Source organism: Desulfovibrio sp., from assembly GCF_018379785.1.
GTDB lineage: Bacteria > Desulfobacterota > Desulfovibrionia > Desulfovibrionales > Desulfovibrionaceae > Desulfovibrio.
In genome coordinates this window covers 12,832-29,494 of record NZ_JAGZUV010000062.1, presented here as the reverse complement: position 1 = coordinate 29,494, position 16,663 = coordinate 12,832, and the positions used below count along the sequence as shown (strand labels likewise).

General features: G+C 56.3%; 20 protein-coding genes. 17 read left to right on the top strand and 3 right to left on the bottom strand.

Translation table 11 applies throughout. From position 1 onward, the window contains the following. Positions 1-67: 67 nt before the first annotated feature. From KH208_RS12245 to KH208_RS12195, 11 genes are all read left to right on the top strand, one after another. Positions 68-1,648 (top strand): secretin N-terminal domain-containing protein, encoded by a 1,581-nt coding sequence (locus tag KH208_RS12245; RefSeq protein ID WP_291436662.1) that lies wholly within the window; start codon positions 68-70, stop codon positions 1,646-1,648. A gap of 2 nt (positions 1,649-1,650) precedes the next feature. Beyond that, a complete protein-coding gene (locus KH208_RS12240; RefSeq protein WP_291436660.1) occupies positions 1,651-1,956 on the top strand; it encodes a hypothetical protein in 306 nt (101 codons plus the stop codon). Between the two features lie 3 nt (positions 1,957-1,959). After that, a complete protein-coding gene (pilO2, locus tag KH208_RS12235) occupies positions 1,960-2,916 on the top strand; it encodes a type 4b pilus protein PilO2 (protein WP_291436658.1) in 957 nt (318 codons plus the stop codon). A gap of 266 nt (positions 2,917-3,182) precedes the next feature. After that, a complete protein-coding gene (locus KH208_RS12230; RefSeq protein WP_291436656.1) occupies positions 3,183-3,809 on the top strand; it encodes a hypothetical protein in 627 nt (208 codons plus the stop codon). 8 nt (positions 3,810-3,817) lie between these two features. Next, positions 3,818-5,437 carry an ATPase, T2SS/T4P/T4SS family gene (locus KH208_RS12225; protein WP_291436654.1) on the top strand — a complete coding sequence of 540 codons (1,620 nt, stop codon included), beginning with the start codon at positions 3,818-3,820 and terminating at the stop codon, positions 5,435-5,437. Beyond that, complete coding sequence (locus KH208_RS12220; protein WP_291436652.1) at positions 5,437-6,507, top strand: type II secretion system F family protein; 1,071 nt, start codon at positions 5,437-5,439, stop codon at positions 6,505-6,507. The genes KH208_RS12225 and KH208_RS12220 overlap by 1 nt, the downstream gene beginning before the upstream one ends. Further along, a complete protein-coding gene (locus KH208_RS12215) occupies positions 6,504-6,977 on the top strand; it encodes a type 4 pilus major pilin (RefSeq protein WP_291436650.1) in 474 nt (157 codons plus the stop codon). Before KH208_RS12220 ends, KH208_RS12215 begins: the two co-directional genes overlap by 4 nt. A 2-nt stretch (positions 6,978-6,979) precedes the next feature. Then, positions 6,980-7,942, top strand: a complete 963-nt coding sequence (locus KH208_RS12210; RefSeq protein ID WP_291436648.1) for an ATPase, T2SS/T4P/T4SS family — start codon at positions 6,980-6,982, stop codon at positions 7,940-7,942. Continuing rightward, entirely contained in the window at positions 7,939-8,361 is a 423-nt protein-coding gene (gene pilM / locus KH208_RS12205) for a type IV pilus biogenesis protein PilM (protein ID WP_291436647.1), read from the top strand. The genes KH208_RS12210 and pilM overlap by 4 nt, the downstream gene beginning before the upstream one ends. Beyond that, positions 8,361-9,242: a shufflon system plasmid conjugative transfer pilus tip adhesin PilV gene (gene pilV / locus KH208_RS12200; RefSeq protein WP_291436645.1), complete on the top strand. Its 882-nt coding sequence runs from the start codon at positions 8,361-8,363 to the stop codon at positions 9,240-9,242. The genes pilM and pilV overlap by 1 nt, the downstream gene beginning before the upstream one ends. 53 nt (positions 9,243-9,295) lie before the next feature. Beyond that, a complete protein-coding gene (locus KH208_RS12195) occupies positions 9,296-9,421 on the top strand; it encodes a hypothetical protein (protein ID WP_291436643.1) in 126 nt (41 codons plus the stop codon). Positions 9,422-9,612: 191 nt separating this feature from the next. On the opposite strand, the gene KH208_RS12190 is transcribed toward KH208_RS12195, so the two are convergent. Continuing rightward, entirely contained in the window at positions 9,613-10,047 is a 435-nt protein-coding gene (locus KH208_RS12190) for a hypothetical protein (protein ID WP_291436641.1), read from the bottom strand. An 80-nt stretch (positions 10,048-10,127) separates the two neighbouring features. Between KH208_RS12190 and KH208_RS12185 the strand changes: the two genes are divergently transcribed. Next, the gene (locus KH208_RS12185; RefSeq protein ID WP_291436638.1) at positions 10,128-10,679 is read left to right on the top strand and encodes a lytic transglycosylase domain-containing protein; all 552 of its coding nucleotides are present in this window, start codon (positions 10,128-10,130) and stop codon (positions 10,677-10,679) included. A 304-nt stretch (positions 10,680-10,983) separates the two neighbouring features. Here the strand turns inward: KH208_RS12185 and KH208_RS12180 are convergent, their stop codons facing one another. Continuing rightward, entirely contained in the window at positions 10,984-11,469 is a 486-nt protein-coding gene (locus KH208_RS12180; RefSeq protein WP_291436636.1) for a hypothetical protein, read from the bottom strand. Between the two features lie 56 nt (positions 11,470-11,525). Between KH208_RS12180 and KH208_RS12175 the strand changes: the two genes are divergently transcribed. The 3 genes from KH208_RS12175 to trbJ are packed head-to-tail and all read left to right on the top strand — an operon-like array spanning position 11,526 to position 14,763. After that, positions 11,526-13,601 (top strand): conjugal transfer protein TrbE, encoded by a 2,076-nt coding sequence (locus KH208_RS12175; RefSeq protein ID WP_291436634.1) that lies wholly within the window; start codon positions 11,526-11,528, stop codon positions 13,599-13,601. Between the two features lie 30 nt (positions 13,602-13,631). Further along, positions 13,632-13,952, top strand: coding sequence for a hypothetical protein (locus KH208_RS12170; RefSeq protein ID WP_291436632.1), 321 nt, complete (start codon positions 13,632-13,634; stop codon positions 13,950-13,952). Between the two features lie 16 nt (positions 13,953-13,968). Next, complete coding sequence (trbJ, locus tag KH208_RS12165) at positions 13,969-14,763, top strand: P-type conjugative transfer protein TrbJ (RefSeq protein ID WP_291436629.1); 795 nt, start codon at positions 13,969-13,971, stop codon at positions 14,761-14,763. Here trbJ and KH208_RS12160 read toward each other — a convergent pair. Next, a complete protein-coding gene (locus tag KH208_RS12160) occupies positions 14,760-15,104 on the bottom strand; it encodes a hypothetical protein (protein WP_291436628.1) in 345 nt (114 codons plus the stop codon). The genes trbJ and KH208_RS12160 overlap by 4 nt on opposite strands. Here KH208_RS12160 and trbL point away from each other — a divergent pair. Together trbL and KH208_RS12150 are read left to right on the top strand one after the other, a co-directional pair. Next, positions 15,067-16,212: a P-type conjugative transfer protein TrbL gene (trbL, locus tag KH208_RS12155; RefSeq protein ID WP_291436626.1), complete on the top strand. Its 1,146-nt coding sequence runs from the start codon at positions 15,067-15,069 to the stop codon at positions 16,210-16,212. The genes KH208_RS12160 and trbL overlap by 38 nt on opposite strands. Before the next feature lie 7 nt (positions 16,213-16,219). Beyond that, positions 16,220-16,549, top strand: a complete 330-nt coding sequence (locus tag KH208_RS12150) for a hypothetical protein (RefSeq protein WP_291436624.1) — start codon at positions 16,220-16,222, stop codon at positions 16,547-16,549. Positions 16,550-16,663 lie beyond the last annotated feature (114 nt).

Genomic DNA, 16,663 nt, shown 5'->3' with positions numbered 1-16,663 from the left:
TGACCATCTACCAGGGCAACAAGGTCATGGAAGTGTCGGAACACTAAAGCCAGAGAGAAGAAACATTATGAAAAAGAACCAGTTCTTTCGCAGCATAGCTTTTCTTCTCCTTGGCGTAATCCTGTTCGGCTGCGCCCACAAGGGCGCGCCGGACCAGGAGCTCATAGAAGGCAAGGGCCGGGACTTCACCATGCTCTCGCGCTCCAGGGCCGTGGACGTGGTGGCCGAGCCCTATGTGGGCGTGAAGACCGTGCCCATCCGGGCGGATGAGCAGTCCCAGGCGGCGCTCAATACCCATGTGACACTGCGCAAGCGCGGCACACTGGCTGAGATAGCCGCCACCATCGCGGACCTGACGCCGCTGACGGTCCAGGTCGGCGCGGATCCGGCCCCCCTGGCCGGCGGCCAGAAGAAGGGATCCGCCCAGGGCGACGCCGGCCTGGCCCTGCCGGATCTGCTGGACGTGCCCGCTGCCGGCGGCACGTCGCGGATGCTGAACATTTCCTATGAGGGCTCTCTACGCGGCCTGCTGGATCATGTGGCCATCGCCTCGGGCTATGGCTGGGATTACGACTCAAAGACAAATACCGTCGTCTTCTCCCGCTTGATGGTCCGGACGTTCACGATCCTGGGCGCGCCGGGCAAGCGGGAATACAAGGACAATATCACCAACAAGTCGCGAGAAACGACGCGCTCCAGCATCGGCGGCTCCAACGTCAACCAGACGGTAGCCACTGCGGACACGTCCAGCCAGACGGCGCAATCCAATACCACTGACTACAAGTTTGACATTTGGGCGGATACGGAAAAGGCCGTCAAAGCCCTGCTCTCGCCGGAAGGCAGCGTGGTGGGCAACCAGGCCGCCGGCACGCTCACAGTCCGTGACCGGGCGGAAAATGTCCGTCAGGTCGGCGGCTATATCGCTGAAATCAACAAGCGCCTCTCGCGCCAGGTCGCGCTGACGGTGCATGTCTGGGCTCTGGAAGTCACCGACGAAAATGAGGCGGGCCTGGACTTCCAGCTCCTCTTCGCCAACGACGACATTTCTATCGTGGCCGGCAGCCTTGCGTCTCTGGGCGGGCCGGGCACGGCTTCCGCCACTATTGTCTCCGGCAAGCTGAAGAACTCCACGGGCGTCCTGAAAGCCCTGAAGGAATGGGGCAACGCCACGCAGGTCACTTCCGGCGGCGGGTTGATCCTCTCGAACCAGCCCGTGCCGATTCAGGCTATCCAGCGCATCAACTATATCGCTGGTTCGTCCACGTCACAGTCAGACTACGGCCAGACCACGGAGATCACGCCCGGCGAAGTCACTACGGGCTTCGCCATGACGGTTATCCCGCACATTCTGGACCGGCGGCGTGTGCTCCTACAATACAGCATCAACCTGTCCAGCCTGGATGAGCTGAGTGAATACTCCACCAATGACCTGACCATTCAACTGCCCAAAACCAGCACCCGCGCCTTCAGCCAGCGCTCCACCATGCAGATGGGCCAGACGCTGGTGCTGGCCGGATTCCAGGACCAGTCGCAGAAACTGGCCAACTCCATGGGCCTGCTCAATTTCGGACGCGGGGCCAAATACGGCAAGACCCTGCTGGTCATCACCATTGAGGTGGAAGCCGCCGGCGGCGGGACCGAGGATTAACCATGCGCATGGTCATCATCAATAAGCGTCCCTGGGCCGTGGGCCTGGACTGGTCTTCCACCAGGATGGAAAAGCTCTCCCGTTCCCGCCTGCTGGAAATGGCCCAAAAGATCGACCCGGCTTTTGACATGATGGCCGTGCAGCGGCGTCTGTACGGCTTCGGCTCCAGCGGCCGGTCTGAAGACTGGAAGAAGGCCCGTTCGCTGGCGGCCTTTATCCAGCTTCCTCCGTCCTTCCTGGGGCTGTTCGCCTTGGAAGATGTGCAGGGAGAATCTTTCTGGTGGGTCATTGGCCGCCAGAACGGCTAGAATGTGGGGCAGGGCGACGCGGTTTATGCGACGCGCCAGGAGGCGGAACAGGAACTGAAAAGCCTGAATGAGCTGCTGGACAACAGCATCGCGGAAGTCGTCACGCAGGAGGATCCGGCGCACAGCCTGGCTTGGCTGGAACCGCTGCTGCATGTGGGGCCGGGCGCTGTGCTGCGTCGGCGCGGCTGTCTTGAATCGCTCCAGGAAGCGCCCGGACGAGTTTCGCCGGCGGTCCTGGGCGCGGGCCTGGCCCTGGGCCTGCTAATCGGCGGCGGCCTGGCCTTCAACGCATGGCGTGAACATCAGGCGGAACAGGCCTCGCTGGAGTCGGCCCGGCTGGCAAAATTGAACAAAGAGCAGCGCCGCCAGGAACTGCTTGCCCATCCGGAGAACTATTTCGAGCAGATCTGGACGCAAGCTCCCCTGGCCGTGGACGTGGCCGAACCCTGCATGGAGGCGCTGCTGGCCCAGCCCACAGTGGCCAACGGCTGGATATTGTCTGAAGCCTCCTGCGCGGGCCGTGCCGTAAGCGTCGCCTGGGCGCACCAGAGTCAGGCTGATTTCCTGAGCCTGCCGGCAAAGGCAATATTGAAAAGCCCACAGCTCGCCGTATCCCGGATGACGCTGGCCACGGGCCGGAAGGCCCGTACCGGCCAGAACTACCCCGGCATCCTGACGCGGGAAAGTGCTACCCGACATCTCTACCAGATCACCCAGCAGGCGGGTGCCCGGCTGCGCCTGGCATTTCAGAAGCCGGAAAAACGCAGCATCGACAAGGTGGAACTGTCGGCTCCCTGGATCAAGGGAGAATGGACCCTGAGCGCCGTTCCCGGCTCCCTGCTGCAAGAGCGCGCGCTCTGGCGCGCCTTGTCCGCCTTGCCGGGCCTGACGCTGGAGCGGATCAGCTTCAAAAATGAAGTCTGGACGCTCCAGGGAAATATCCACGCCAGGGAAAGATGAGGACGAAGCTCCTATGAACAGGATGTGCGGCTATTGTTCCAGGATTCGCAAAAAAGGCTTTCATGCGGGCACGATTTTCTACCAACGCGCCTGTACGGATGGCGACTTGTTGTATTTGTGCAGCGAAACTTTGAGAGATGTACGGGCAGACTCCAAGTGTCATTGCGGCAAATTCCGCAAGTCCAAAAGAAAACATCCAATGCCCATGCGGATGCTGTATGCTGAATTTTTTGTCAGCAGGCCGGGCAATACAAGGGGATAAGATCATGGTGATCACGAAAAGAACAAAAATCATCTGGGGCATTCTCCTTGCCTTGTTGCTGGCGTTTGCCGGCCTGCTGTGGACGCAGCGGACGCCCACGCCCATGCCTCCCGCCCCAAGGGACGTGCCCGCCAAAAAGAAAGCCGCGCCGACAAAAACGGACAACGCCGGTAAGGACGCCGCTGCGCCAGCCGGGTCGGATACGCCCGCTGACGCCAGCATGGCCGTCATGCCCATAACAGCCGGGAACCTGGGAAAGATCTCGGAACTCAGGAATACGCTGGAAGAGGAAACGCTGGAAGTCCAGATTGAGGAAAAACGAGCCAGGAAAAGGGAGCTCACACGTTCCGGTTCGGTTCCAGCGCCTACGCTGTCCCTGCCGTCCCTGACGCCTCCGGCATCTCCCTCGCCAGCTCCGGCGGCCGGTCCCCGGCCTGCGGGCTCAGGCGGGCTGCGGGTGATTTCCGTGCAGGGCGTGGGGGGCAAGCTCTCGGCCACGGTACGCACCGGATCCGGCCAGACAGTCGTGCGCAAGGGATCCCGCCTGGGCGACTCCGTGGTGACGGAGATATCCCGCCAGGGCGTCACCATCCGTCGTGGCGGCAAAACCAGTACGCTGCCCTTTGAGTGAGCGACGCCATGAACGCCATGAAGAATTCCGGCAACGCCCCTGAAGCCCTGTTTTTCGACGATTTCGAACAGGTTTCGGAAAAGGTGCGCGGCAAGGTGGCCCTGATCGACGGCGTGTTGCATATTTCCGAAGATCTTAAGGGCAACCTGGATATGGTCGCCCTGGTGGCCCGGCTGCGCCGCCGGGGCATTCCCTCGCCCGCCCTCCACAAGCCCAGCGAATTTGAGGAACACTATGCCAAGTTTGTCGTGCGTAGCGCGCGGGGTCAAAACGAGATTCAGCAACTGGCCATTGACCTGATTGCCCGCGCCCATAAGGCCGGTGCGTCGGATATCCATATTGTGGATACGGGCACCTACACCCGCATAAAATTCCGCGTCCTGGGCCTGCTGCGGGAAGATTCGCAGATGGAGGCGGAAACCGGCCGCCAGATGATTTCCATCATCTACGGCATTCTCGGCCAGTCCGCTGACGCGCCGTCCTTCAACGCCATTGAGCGCCAGGACGGGCGCGTGGTCAAACGGGACTATCTGCCGGAAGGCGTCCACTCCGTGCGTATCCACACTGAACCCATTGAGTGTGCCCATGCGGAAAGCGGCACAGGCACGTTCATGGCCCTGCGCCTGCTGTACGACTCCACCATGGCCACGGGCTCGCTGGAAGACCGGCTTACGGCCCTGGGATTTGCACAAAGCCAGTGCCGGAACATGGATTTCCTGACCAAGCGCACCGGCCTGACGGTGATTTCCGGCCCCACCGGGCACGGCAAATCCACGGTCCTGAAGCACACCATGGAATCCCAGACGGAAACCGCCCCGGAGAAGGCTTATCACTCCGTGGAGGATCCCCCGGAGTTCCATATGCGGGACGTGAATCAGATCAAGGTCACGACCAAGCAGGAAGGCGATTACGACCGCGGCAAGCGGGCCGCCGCGTACATCAACGCCATTGCCGGTGCCATGCGCTCGGATTCCGACGTGCTGATGATCGGCGAGATCCGCTATCCGGAAGCCGCTGTGGCGGCCATTGACGCTGCTCTGACCGGGCAATCGGTCTGGGCCACCCTGCATGCCAACAACGGCTTCGGCATCGTCACCCGCTTTGAAAGCCTGCTGCGTTCCGCCGGCTACCGCGATCCCCTGGATGTGCTCTGTGATCCCAACGTGCTGGCCGGCCTGGAATACCAGCGACTGATACCCAAACTTTGCCCGCACTGCAAGATTCCCTGGCGTGAGGTCAAGCACGAGGAACGTGGCCTGCACATTCCCGACGATGTGTATCAGCGCCTTTCCAGCGTTCTGGAGCTGGAGGAAATTGAGGGCGACTCCCGGCACGAGGGGATCTTCGTCCAGAACTATGACGGCTGCCCCCACTGCCTGTCCGGACTCAAAAACCAGACCGTGGCGGCGGAAGTGATCGTGCTGGACATGGACATTCTCAGCCTGCTGCGCGCCGGCAAGCTGACGGAAGCCCATGCGGCCTGGCGGGAAAAAGGCGGCATGACCTATATCGAGCATGCCCTCCAGCATGTCCGCCAGGGCCTTGTGGATCCTGTGCGGGCGGAAAGCCGCCTGGGCGTGCCCTGGACCTTCAACAAGTTCTTTGATCAGCCCAAAAGGACGGCATGATGAGCATTCAGGACATTTTCGCCCGCCTGTCCTTTGACGCGGCCACACGCATCCGGACCTGGAAAAAACTGGCCATGCAGGCGCAGTACGGTCTGCCGCTCAAGGATAGCCTGGGCAATCTCCGGGATCAGGCACAGCGCCGCAATCCCGCGTTGGCCAGGATTTTCGGCCAGGTGCTGGACCATATGGGCAGCGGCCATCATCTGGACACGGCCCTGACGGGCTATGCCTCGCCGGAAGAGATCATGCTGATCGCTTCCGGCCAGAAGGCCGGCAAACTTCCGGACGGCCTGCGCATGGCTGCGGAATTGCTGGAAGCCCGGCGCAGGATCGTCGGCGCTGTGGCCGGAGCCCTGGCCTACCCGCTTTTCCTTTTCCTCATGGCGTCAGCCATGCTGGCCATCGTAGCGCTGTATGTCATGCCGGAACTTGTCCAGCTCTCGGATCCCCGTGCCTGGACCGGTTTCGCGCGCGGTTTGTATCTCATCAGCGCACTCATCGGTTCCTGGGGCGGCATTGTCCTGCTTGCCGCCCTGGTGGGTGGATGCGTGGTTCTTGTCCTCATGCTGCCGCTCTGGACCGGCCCGGCCCGGAAGATAGCCGACAGATTCCCGCCCTGGTCCATGTACCGTCTGACTGTCGGCGGCGTCTGGCTCTTCACCCTGTCCACGCTGATGCGATCCGGCATGCAGCTCTCGCATATCCTCAACACCATGCTGGCCTCGGAAAATACGAGCCCCTACCTGCGCGAGCGGATCCGGGCCATCAGCAACCAGGTGGGCCGGGGCGAGAACATCGGGGAAGCCATGTATCTCTGCAACCTGGACTTTCCGGACCGGGAGCTGATCGACGACTTCCGCACCTATGCCGGCCTGCCGCATTTCAAGGACCAACTTCAGGATTTCGCCTGCGACTGGCTTCAGGAAGGCATTGCCGCCATCCAGCGCAAGGCGCGCCTGCTCAATCTTGCCTTTCTTATGCTGATTATCGGGCAAATGCTCCTGATCGCCATGTCGGTCATGGATCTTCAGTCGCAACTTTCAACGCCGAATTTGGGAGTAATGAAATGAACATGATGGAAGTCCTCGGCGCTCTTCTGATCACCCTGGTCATTGTCGCCGGTGCTGCGGTTTACCTGAACTCCGGTTTCTCGAAAAGCAAGGTGGTGTCCCTGGAACAGGATCTTGTGACCATGCGCATGCAGATCCAGCAGCTTTTTTCCGGCTCTTCGGACTACAGCGGCCTGGATAATGCCACGGCTGTCAATGCCGGCGTGGTGCCCAAAAGTCTGATCAAAGGAAGCGATCTGAAAACACCCTGGGGTGGTGAAATCAACTTGTCCACCAACGACACCAACGCCAGCTTCACGATTGAGCTGTCCGGCATTCCCCAGGATGAATGCACCCAACTGGCCAAATTCCAGACTGACGCATGGCTCTCGGTAAGTGTCAACGGCAATACCCTGGACAGCGACAGCACCATTGCGGACATCGTGAACTCCTGCACGACGACCAACACGATTGCTTACGAGGCCCGGTAGCCATGCCCCTGGCGGATCTGCAATTCAGCGATTTGCTGCTTTTTCCTGACGGCTCCGCGCGTCTGAAGGGCTGCCCCGGCGTCGGGCCGCAGCTCGTGCCCGTGCCGGAGGCCTGCGCGCCGGAAGTGGCGGGTCTGCCGGATCTGCTCGGCAAATATGAGCAGATGGCCATGCGCTACCGGCATGGGGACATCACCTATCGTGTGGCCAGGATCGACGACGTGGACGGCAAACGGATCTGGTTTCTGCGCCGTCTTGCGGAAACCGTGCCGCCGTTCGAGTCCCTGGGGCTGTTGCCGGTGCTTTGCTCCTGGCTCATGGGCGCGGAACAGCGTCAGGGACTGGTGCTGTTCTCCGGCGCGCAGGCCTCCGGCAAGACGACCACAGCCAGCGCCTTCGTGGCCAGACGCCTGGAGGTCTACGGCGGGCATTCCGTCACTTTCGAAAATCCGGCTGAACTGCCCCTGGCCGGAAGCTGGGGCGAGTACGGCTACTGCTTTCAGACAGAGATCGCCAGCGAGGCGGAACTGGCCCAGGAAATCGAACGCGCCCACCGTTACGCTTCGCCGGACATCATCTTCATCGGCGAGATCCGGACGCGCCATGCGGCGCTGGAGGCGCTGCGCGTGTCCCTGGGGTCCAGCCGCCAGCTTGTGGTGGCCACCATCCACGGCCAGGACGTGATCACGGCTCTGGAGCGCCTTGTCACCTGGGCACGGGAACTGGACGGGGACAATGCCGGCCAGAATCTGGCGGACGCCCTGCTGGCGGTGATTCACCTTTCCCTGGAAAGCAGCGCGGACGGGCAGCGCTGTCTGTCCTCTCCGCAATTTCTCCTGCTGCCCTTCAAGGAGTCGTCGCGCAGCATTCGGGTCAAGCTGAGAAACGGGCAGTTTAACACGCTGACGGACGATATGCGCGAGCTCAAGGCCCGGATCGCGCACAAGGGGGAACAGTCCATATGAAGATCATGGCGGTGCTTGCGCTTCTGCTTGGCGTTATGGCCATTCTTTCGCCGTCCGTGAGCTACAGGGACGACTATGCGCCGGCAGCCTGGAGCGTGGCCCTGAATTACGCCGTCTATCGCAATGCGGCCTTTCTCTACGCCCTGAAGCACAAGCCCAACGGGACTATTTCTCAGGCCGTTCTGGAGCTTCCGCCGGAATGGCATGCCCTGCGCGCATGGTCCGCCCGGGTGGATGGCGGGCGCTGCTATGTGTACGGCCCGGCTTCAGCGGAAGAGATCGCGGCCGCCTGGGAAATTTTTCAGGGCAGCTTTGCCGTGGGCCGGGCGGAAAACGGACGTTTGATGCCGGACGGGCTTACGCCCCTGCCGTCTTTTATTCCCACCGACAGTCTGGCCAGCGTTGTGGAGGTGGACTGATGAAGCTCATTGAAGCCATCGGCGTACTGCTGATTCTGGCCATGATCCTGCCCAAGCTGGCGGACATGATGTTCGCGGGCCTTATGGACACGCAAAAACGTCAGGCGGCGGATCATCTGGCGTTGGTCAGCCGGGCCTCGGCCAACTATGTACGCAAGCACCAGACAACGCTGAATTCGCAGGCTTCGGCCACGTCCGGGCCAACGGTTTCCGTGGCGGATCTGGTCAGCGACGGCCTGCTGCCGGACGGCTTCAATGACCGGAATATCTGGGGCCAGTCATACGGCATTTACATCCGCAAGGACGCCGTCAGCGGCCATTTGCGCGCCGTGGTGCTGACCACGGGCGGACGGGGCAATGAGACGGACAGATTTCTCAACGTCGTAGTGCCCGGTGCCGCCGCGCTGGTGGGCGGATCCGGCGGCTTCGTGCCTACCGGCGACGTTCCCGGCCAGGCCGCCGGCACGTTGCAGGGTGCCGGCGGGGGATGGTCCCTGTCCCTGGCCGGCATGGGCGTTCCTTCCCCCGGTGCCGGGCATCTCGGAGCACTGACCAGCTTTGATTCCAGCGCTCTTGGCCAGGATTTTCTCTATCGCGTGGCCGTGCCCGGCCATGAAGAGCTGAACGCCATGCAGACGGAGCTGGACATGACGGACCATGCCATCCGCAATGTCTCGGAACTCCAGTTTGAGGAACGGGAAATCACGGATGAATCCTGCGCCGCGCCGGAAGATCAGGGGCGTGTCTTCCTGGATCGCGTCCAGGGCCTCTATCTCTGTCGGAACAACTCCCTGGAGATCATCGGGGATTCCGGCATACGGCTCCGGCCGTTTTTACCTCGCCCTCCATCGCTGAAGCCGGGCCGGAAGCGCCGCCTCTGACGTCCTTCCAGACCTGGGCCACGTCCCTTTCGGACACGGAATGGCAGGTCCATATGCGCGTCCAGACCGGGAACAAGAGGCTGGATGGTGCCGATGACCAAGGCTGGGTCTATCCGGCTGACGACTATGGCCGGATCATGGTGCTGGCCATGTGCATTAAACAAACAGAAACGCCGTAGGAGATTTCATATGTCTTTTATTTTTCTTGGCACAATTCCATATTTGATTCTTCTTCACATTGTCTTAACGAAGTGTGCAATATTTAAAAAGTCAGACATAATAAAAATGATATACATTGAATGCGGAATTCTTGACAGAATATTATTCATGCTTGTTATGTTGAATTTGTATTTTATGATTGCAGTAAATGTCACCATGTGCTTGAAATTTTTTTTATAAATAAAAGAAGGGCAATCCAGAAAGATATTATAGATACAGCAACTCCAAAATATGAAAATGAGTATGAAATTCTTCTTGATGATTTAAATTTATCAAAATTGCATTTTATTATGTGTGACATTGATATGTTAAGGAAAAGAAAAGATAACAAATAAGTTATTAAAGAAATTTCTATGCCTATTGATAACACAATAATGCAACATTTTATATCTGGTCTGAATTGAAATAGTGCAGCAAGGCATCCAGTATTAAGTAAAAATGAAAGAGTAATAAATGCTTTGAGATGATCAAACATATTTTTTTCAGCCTCAAGAAATACTTTCAAATTTCTTTGGCTGCTCACGGACATAAGGCTTTTTATCGCAGCATCATCAAGAGATTTTTTCTTTGGAGTAAAGAACCACATAGCTGTTCCTCCAAACAGGTAATGTTATGAAACAATACTACTCCGCATATACAGAACCTTGCAAGCGCTTGGTCGGAGCCATGCTTTTCTTTACGGCGTTTCTCTTTGCCGTTCCGGCCAACGCCGCCGCACTACAGGAGCGCCAGCAGAAACTGGAACCGCTGTTTGACGCTCCCTGCGCCCGCTATCAGGTGCCCAAGGTGCTGGCCCTGGCCATCGCCCGCCAGGAAAGCGGCTGCCATCCCTGGATACTCAATATCTCAGGCCGCGACGTGCGGGCCGACTCCAAGGAAGAAGCCCTGCGCTATGCGCAGTGGGCCATGCGCGCCGGGCGCTCCTTCGATGTAGGCGTTATGCAGGTGAATTCATACTGGATCCGGAAGCACGGCTGGCCGCTGGAACAGGTGCTGGAGCCGGCCAACAACGTCAAGATCGGCGTCTGGATCCTGGCCCAGGAGATTCACCGGCACGGCCTCAACTGGAAGGCCGTGGCCTACTACCACACGCCCCTTCGGCCCAGGAGATTCACCGGCACGGCCTCAACTGGAAGGCCGTGGCCTACTACCACACGCCCCTTCATAAGAATCCGGAACGGGGCCGCGCTTATGCGCGGTCTGTGGTCGGACATGTGAAAAATATTCTGGGAGAGAAATAGAAATGGCACGGATTAAAAATTTCCGCCCCTTGGTCAAGGGGAAGATTAATAGTGCAAGACTGTTTCTGGTCACAGCACTTGTATCAACTTTTCTCTTATTGGTTATCACTGTCGCATTTAAAGAGTTCTCATTTTTTAGAATCCTTATGATTTTAGGAATTTCAATAGAAGTTAGTGTATATATAAATATATATATTTGTGCATTCGTTAGAAGAGATGTGGTTGCTAAACTTTTCTCTTACGCCATTATGTGCATTACATTACTCTCATTATATATTTTCTTATTTTATTAAAGAAGGAATAATTGATAAAAAACTAACAAGAAATGCAAATGATACTATCATCATGTATAAAATGTAATCAGATATATCGGACTCTGTTTTATATGACAGTTTTTCAAATTTAATATTTTGAGTTTTTGAAGACGTTATAAGATTTAACCTTAACCTTAATAATATATAAAATGTAAACAGATATAAAAATATTGCTGCAATAAATATACATAGACCAAAAGAGAAAAATATGACTGATCTTATTTCCTCTCCGCTTAATATAACAGCAATGAGTGCTGCGTTGAGCGCCATTAATGATGAAGCAAAAATACCAAGAAAAGTCTGAATATATGAATTTATATTTGTAAAAAGCGGCAACAGTGTTTTGTAACTATCCTCAACAAAAACTTTTTCTTCTGAAGAGAAAATAAATTTTTTTAAAAAATTAAACGTAACCGTGGGAAGTTTTTTTATTGATTGAGGAATGTGTCCCATATGAAACCCTCCACATCTATGCAGTATTGTTGGTTAAAGTTTTCCTTGGAGATGATATGCTGAAGCTACAAGACTTCCGCTCCCAGGCCAAGGGCCTGCCTGACCTTCTGACCTACGCGGCTCTGATCGAGCCGGGCATCATACTCCAGAAAGACGGCTCCTTCCTGGCCGCCTGGGAGATCCGTGGGGAAGACACGGCCAGCGCCACGCCGGATGAACTTGCCTATGTATCGCAGCAGTTCAGCAATGCCGTGGCCCGTCTCGGCACCGGCTGGATGCTCCATGTGGACGCCTGCCGGACACGGCAGCGGGCATACCCGGACGCTGCGCGCTCGCACTTTCCGGATCCTGTTTCCCAAGCCATCGAGGACGAGCGCCGTGCCTTTTTTGGCGAAGGCCTCTGCTACAGTACAGCTACTTTCCTGACCGCCACCTTTCTGCCCAACTATAATGTGACCAAGATGGCGGGCGCTGCCAAGGTGGGCGTGGAAACCATGTCGGCCCTGGAGAAGGGCCTCAAGACGTTCAAGGACACGCTCCTTGAACTGGAAGACGGCTGCTCGGCCGTGCTGGGCATGACCCGCCTTCAGGAATATGAGCTGTATGACGCCTCAGACAGTCCGTTTTTGCACTCTGACCTGCTGGCCCACCTGCAATCCTGCATTTCCGGCGTCCTGCAACCTGTGCGCATCCCGGCCGCCCCCATGTATCTGGACGCTCTACTGGGCAGTCGCCACCTGGTCGGCGGCCTGATTCCCCGCCTGGAAGACGGGCTGGAGAAAAAGCATCTGGCCGTCCTCTCCATCGACGGCTTACCGCAAGAATCCTGGCCTGCCATGTTTGCGGGCCTGGATACCTTGCCTTTTGAGCTCCGCTACTCCACGCGCTTCATCTGCCTGGATCAGTTTGACGCCGAGAAGGAGATCACGAGCTACGTCAAGGGCTGGAATCAGCGCGTTCTGGGGTTCATGGACCAGTTTCTCAACAATCCCAACGCCAAGGTCAACCGCGACGCCCTTCGGATGCGCGAAGACGCGGAAGAGTCCAAGGCGGAAGTACAGTCCGGCTATGTCGGTGCGGGCTATCTGTCCTCCACAATCATCCTCATGGATGAGGATGTAAACGTTCTGCAAGACAATGCCCGCGAGCTGCGCCGGATGATCCAGACCCAGGGCTTCGGCTGCCGCATTGAATCCATCAACGCTCTGGAAGCCTGGCTGGGCAGCCTGCCCGGCAACGGATATGCCAATATCCGGCGTCCCTTCATCACCACCCTGAATCTGGCGGATCTGCTGCCCCTGCAATCAGTCTGGACGGGCAGTCCGGTCTGCCCGTGCCCCTTCTATCCGCCGGATTCCCCACCTTTGGCGGTCTTTCTGACCGATGGCTCCACGCCGTTCTGGTTCAACCTCCACGACGGCGATCTGGCGCATACCTTTATCGACGGCCCCACGGGCTCCGGCAAATCATCCCTCCTGGCCATTATTTCCGCGCAGTTCCTGCGCTATATGGATGGCCGCATTTTCGCCTTTGACAAGGGTAACTCGCTCTTTCCTCTCTGCGACGCCACGGGCGGCGATCACTATGAGATCGCCACGGAAGACAGTCTGTGCTTCACGCCGCTTCAGCGCATTGACGAAAGCGCCACGGAAATGGCCTGGGCGGAAAACTGGATTGAAAGCCTGCTGGAACTCCAGGGCATGGCCGTACTGCCAGCGCACCGCGAAGCCATCCACAACGCCATGACGGGGCTGGCCACGCAGCCGGAACACATGCGCACCCTGTCGCATTACATGCACGCCGTGCAGGGCACCCCCATCCGGCAAGCCCTGGCTTACTACACGCAACGCGGCACGATGGGGATGTTGCTGGACGCCAGAACAGACAATCTGCGCTCTTCACACTTTGTGGTTTTTGAAATGGAAGAGCTGCTGAAAAAAGGCGACCGCAACCTGATCCCCGTGCTGACCTATCTCTTTCACCGAATCGAGAAGGCCCTGGACGGCAAGCCCTCGCTCCTGATTCTGGATGAGGCCTGGATCATGCTCGGCCATGCCGTCTTCCGCGACAAAATCCGCGAATGGCTCAAAGTGATGCGCAAGGCCAACTGCGGCGTGATCATAGCCACGTAAAGCCTCTCGGACGCTAAGAACAGCGGCATCATGGACGTTATTCTGTCGTCCTGCCCCACAAAAATCCATTTGCCCAACAGAGAAGCCCGCAATGACGACGAGTACGCCTTTTATCGGGGCTGCGGGCTGAATGACCGCCAGATCGGAATTCTGGCCAACGCCACTCCCAAGCGGGACTACTATATGGTCAGTCCCTCCGGCCGCCGGCTCTTTCAGCTCGGCCTGGGGCCGGTGGCGCTGTCCTTCGTCGGCGTTTCCGACAAGGACAGTATTGCCCGGATCAAGGCCCTCAAAAACCAATATGGGAAAGACTGGCCCTGGGTCTGGCTCAAAGAACGCAACGTCGTTTAACTCCAAGGAGAAAGATATGCGCACGTCATTGCCTCTGATTTTCCTTTTGGCTTTCTGTATGCCCATGAATGTCCACGCCAAAGTTGTGTACTGCACGAATTGCAGCGACAGGGTGACGCAGGCCATAGAAAAGGCCACCAGCCTTGACCAGCTCAAAACGCTGCTCAAGGAATACGATGAAGCCATAGAGCAGACTGCCGCCCAACTCCAGATGGTGCAGCAGAATATCGAGCAATACACCAATATGGTGCAGAACACCGTTATGCTGCCCGCGAACATTATCCGGAAGATTGCCGGTGAACTTTCGAGGGTGGGCAAGATCACAAACGCCCTGAACACCATGCGCAACGATGTCATGGGCATGGGCAGCGTCTTTGATGGTCTGTACCAGACGCAAGGTGAGCTGAAGAATCTGGCCAACATGCCCAGGAACATGCTTTCCCAGGGCGGCATGACCTACCGCACGAGCTGGGACAGTTGGAGCAGTCGCGTGGACGATTCCACCAAGGCGACATTCCAGCTCTCAGGCCAGCAGCTCAAGGAACTGGAAGAGTCCGGCGAGCTGGAAGACTACATGAATGAGCTGCTTTCCAGTCCTGACGGCCAGCAAAAAGCGCTTATGGCCGGCAATCAGCTTGCCGCCCTGCAAATACAAGAGGCCCGCCAACTCCGCGAACTCATTGCGACAAAGGTTCAATCGGATTTGGCGAGCCAGGAAAAGGCAGAGAAGGAAAGTCAGATGGGACAGGAACGCGAAAGATATATGCTCAAGAAAAAATTGGGAACAACTTCACGCTCTGATCCATTTTAATCTATGTTACAGAGCTTTCTTACGTCCTTCTTTTTGAGGTTGGTGTCACGTGTTACGAGTTTATAATCTTCTTTTTTTCCAAATATATTTATGAATGTCATGGCATCTTCTCCTTTATTTTCAATATAACAAGGAGTTTCAGAGTTATCCATGATCAGCTCAAGTTTGTTATCAGTCCTAGAGGTTATTTTATATTTAACGCCATAAAATTTCTCTTCTGTAATTTTTAAAAGGGCTGATGGTGTTTTTTGGGATTGCCACCAGCCATAAATACCAAAAGAAAACGATTTAGAAGGCATAAAAATGAAAATTATGAGAATTATAAAGATAGCTTTCTTCATTGGAATGCTCCTTTTTATTCTATGTTACAGCAATACTATCACTGTTTTTGCTGCGACGCAAGGTGATACGATTGTATCTGATATTGTCACAAAATTTCATAATGAGCTGTCTAAATATGAAACAGTCATGCTCAAATATGCCAAGGTGCTATTTTATTGGTGTGCAGTTCTTGAGGTTGCCTGGCTGGGCGTAAAAATGGCTCTTGGTACTTCTGATATCCGCGAAACAATCAAGAATTTCTGTTTTGTACTTTTGGCTGCCGGATTTTTTCTTGCCGTCATCAACAATTATCATACATGGACGTGGAACGTCATCAATGGATTAAAATCAATAGCTGGTGAAGCAACAACAATCACAGATGCATCTGATAAGCCATTTACTGTCGGACTTAGGCTAGCGCAAGATATTTTTCGTATGACCGGGATAAATCCTGTAACATTCGTTGCATATTTCTTGGCTGGCATGGCAATTCTCTTCTGTTTTGCACTCATTTCGTTACAGATAATTCTTATAAAATGTGAGTGCATAGTGGCTATGTGTGCATCATCCATTCTGCTTGGCCTTGGAGCGACCTCCTTCCTACGGGATTATGCCATTAACGCCTTGCGCTACGTCTTTGCCGTAGCCTTCAAGTTGATGGTCATGCAGCTCGTCATGGGCGTAGGCATCAATTTTATACAACAACTTGAGACAACGGAAGACATGGATTGGGACCAGATTGGCCTCACCATCTGCTTTTGCGTCATCTTCTACTGCCTCGTCAAAACCCTCCCCGATGTGGTGGCCGGGATCATCCAGGGCTCGCACGTCAGCACGGGCAATGCTCTTACATCCACGGTCACGGCCCTGGGTGCCGGCATGATGGGCGTGGGCATGGCCGCTGGATCCGGCGTGGCCAACATCGGCCGGGCCGCCCAAGCCGCCAAGGCCCAAGGCGCTCAGGGCGTGGGCGGTATGCTCAAGGGCACGGCCGGCAATCTCTGGAACGCCACCCGTGAAGCCAGCCATAACAAGGGGGAGCGCCAGGGCAGTGTCGCTTCGTCGCTACGGGCGCGGATTGAAAGTGCGCGCACGGAAGCAGCCAAAAGTCAGAACAAGGGGGGCTAACAACACTATGAGCCTGTTCAAGAATAAAGAATGGTCTGAGCTGCGTCGGTTCTGCATTGAATCAAACCAAGCGCGCGGCATCTGGAAGGTTATAGATGAACAACGGCAGCTTTTTGAATGCCTGCAAGAATACGCCCCGGAGGTCTTGCAGCGCTGCCCGTGGATTGAGGGCTGGCTGGCCCGGACGGACATGTTTCTGGTCAATCTGACCCGTCTGGCTGATCTCCCGGACAAGCCGGAAGGCTTTGGTCCACGATTTCCCCGCTCCTGGCCCGGTTCTTATGAGCTGGAGTATCTGCCTGGGTGGAACAAGAAATCGGGAGAACACCATGAGTAAGAGGCAGTCATATGGGAGGCAACCCAAAAGTTCAAATTTATCTGCATTCTCAAGACTACTGCATGCAATGAATTTTATTTCATCAATAATGATGTTTTTAATGTTCCTATATGT

What these genes read in the sequence shown, in the direction of transcription:
- KH208_RS12245 (WP_291436662.1), top strand. Translation starts at nt 68, where the DNA reads ATGAAAAAGAACCAGTTCTTTCGCAGCATAGCTTTTCTTCTCCTTGGC.
- KH208_RS12240 (WP_291436660.1), top strand. Translation starts at nt 1,651, where the DNA reads ATGCGCATGGTCATCATCAATAAGCGTCCCTGGGCCGTGGGCCTGGAC.
- KH208_RS12230 (WP_291436656.1), top strand. Translation starts at nt 3,183, where the DNA reads ATGGTGATCACGAAAAGAACAAAAATCATCTGGGGCATTCTCCTTGCC.
- KH208_RS12225 (WP_291436654.1), top strand. Translation starts at nt 3,818, where the DNA reads ATGAACGCCATGAAGAATTCCGGCAACGCCCCTGAAGCCCTGTTTTTC.
- KH208_RS12220 (WP_291436652.1), top strand. Translation starts at nt 5,437, where the DNA reads ATGAGCATTCAGGACATTTTCGCCCGCCTGTCCTTTGACGCGGCCACA.
- KH208_RS12215 (WP_291436650.1), top strand. Translation starts at nt 6,504, where the DNA reads ATGAACATGATGGAAGTCCTCGGCGCTCTTCTGATCACCCTGGTCATT.
- KH208_RS12210 (WP_291436648.1), top strand. Translation starts at nt 6,980, where the DNA reads ATGCCCCTGGCGGATCTGCAATTCAGCGATTTGCTGCTTTTTCCTGAC.
- pilM (WP_291436647.1), top strand. Translation starts at nt 7,939, where the DNA reads ATGAAGATCATGGCGGTGCTTGCGCTTCTGCTTGGCGTTATGGCCATT.
- pilV (WP_291436645.1), top strand. Translation starts at nt 8,361, where the DNA reads ATGAAGCTCATTGAAGCCATCGGCGTACTGCTGATTCTGGCCATGATC.
- KH208_RS12195 (WP_291436643.1), top strand. Translation starts at nt 9,296, where the DNA reads ATGCGCGTCCAGACCGGGAACAAGAGGCTGGATGGTGCCGATGACCAA.
- KH208_RS12190 (WP_291436641.1), bottom strand. Translation starts at nt 10,047, where the DNA reads ATGTGGTTCTTTACTCCAAAGAAAAAATCTCTTGATGATGCTGCGATA.
- KH208_RS12185 (WP_291436638.1), top strand. Translation starts at nt 10,128, where the DNA reads ATGCTTTTCTTTACGGCGTTTCTCTTTGCCGTTCCGGCCAACGCCGCC.
- KH208_RS12180 (WP_291436636.1), bottom strand. Translation starts at nt 11,469, where the DNA reads ATGGGACACATTCCTCAATCAATAAAAAAACTTCCCACGGTTACGTTT.
- KH208_RS12175 (WP_291436634.1), top strand. Translation starts at nt 11,526, where the DNA reads ATGCTGAAGCTACAAGACTTCCGCTCCCAGGCCAAGGGCCTGCCTGAC.
- KH208_RS12170 (WP_291436632.1), top strand. Translation starts at nt 13,632, where the DNA reads ATGGACGTTATTCTGTCGTCCTGCCCCACAAAAATCCATTTGCCCAAC.
- trbJ (WP_291436629.1), top strand. Translation starts at nt 13,969, where the DNA reads ATGCGCACGTCATTGCCTCTGATTTTCCTTTTGGCTTTCTGTATGCCC.
- trbL (WP_291436626.1), top strand. Translation starts at nt 15,067, where the DNA reads ATGAAAATTATGAGAATTATAAAGATAGCTTTCTTCATTGGAATGCTC.
- KH208_RS12160 (WP_291436628.1), bottom strand. Translation starts at nt 15,104, where the DNA reads ATGAAGAAAGCTATCTTTATAATTCTCATAATTTTCATTTTTATGCCT.
- KH208_RS12150 (WP_291436624.1), top strand. Translation starts at nt 16,220, where the DNA reads ATGAGCCTGTTCAAGAATAAAGAATGGTCTGAGCTGCGTCGGTTCTGC.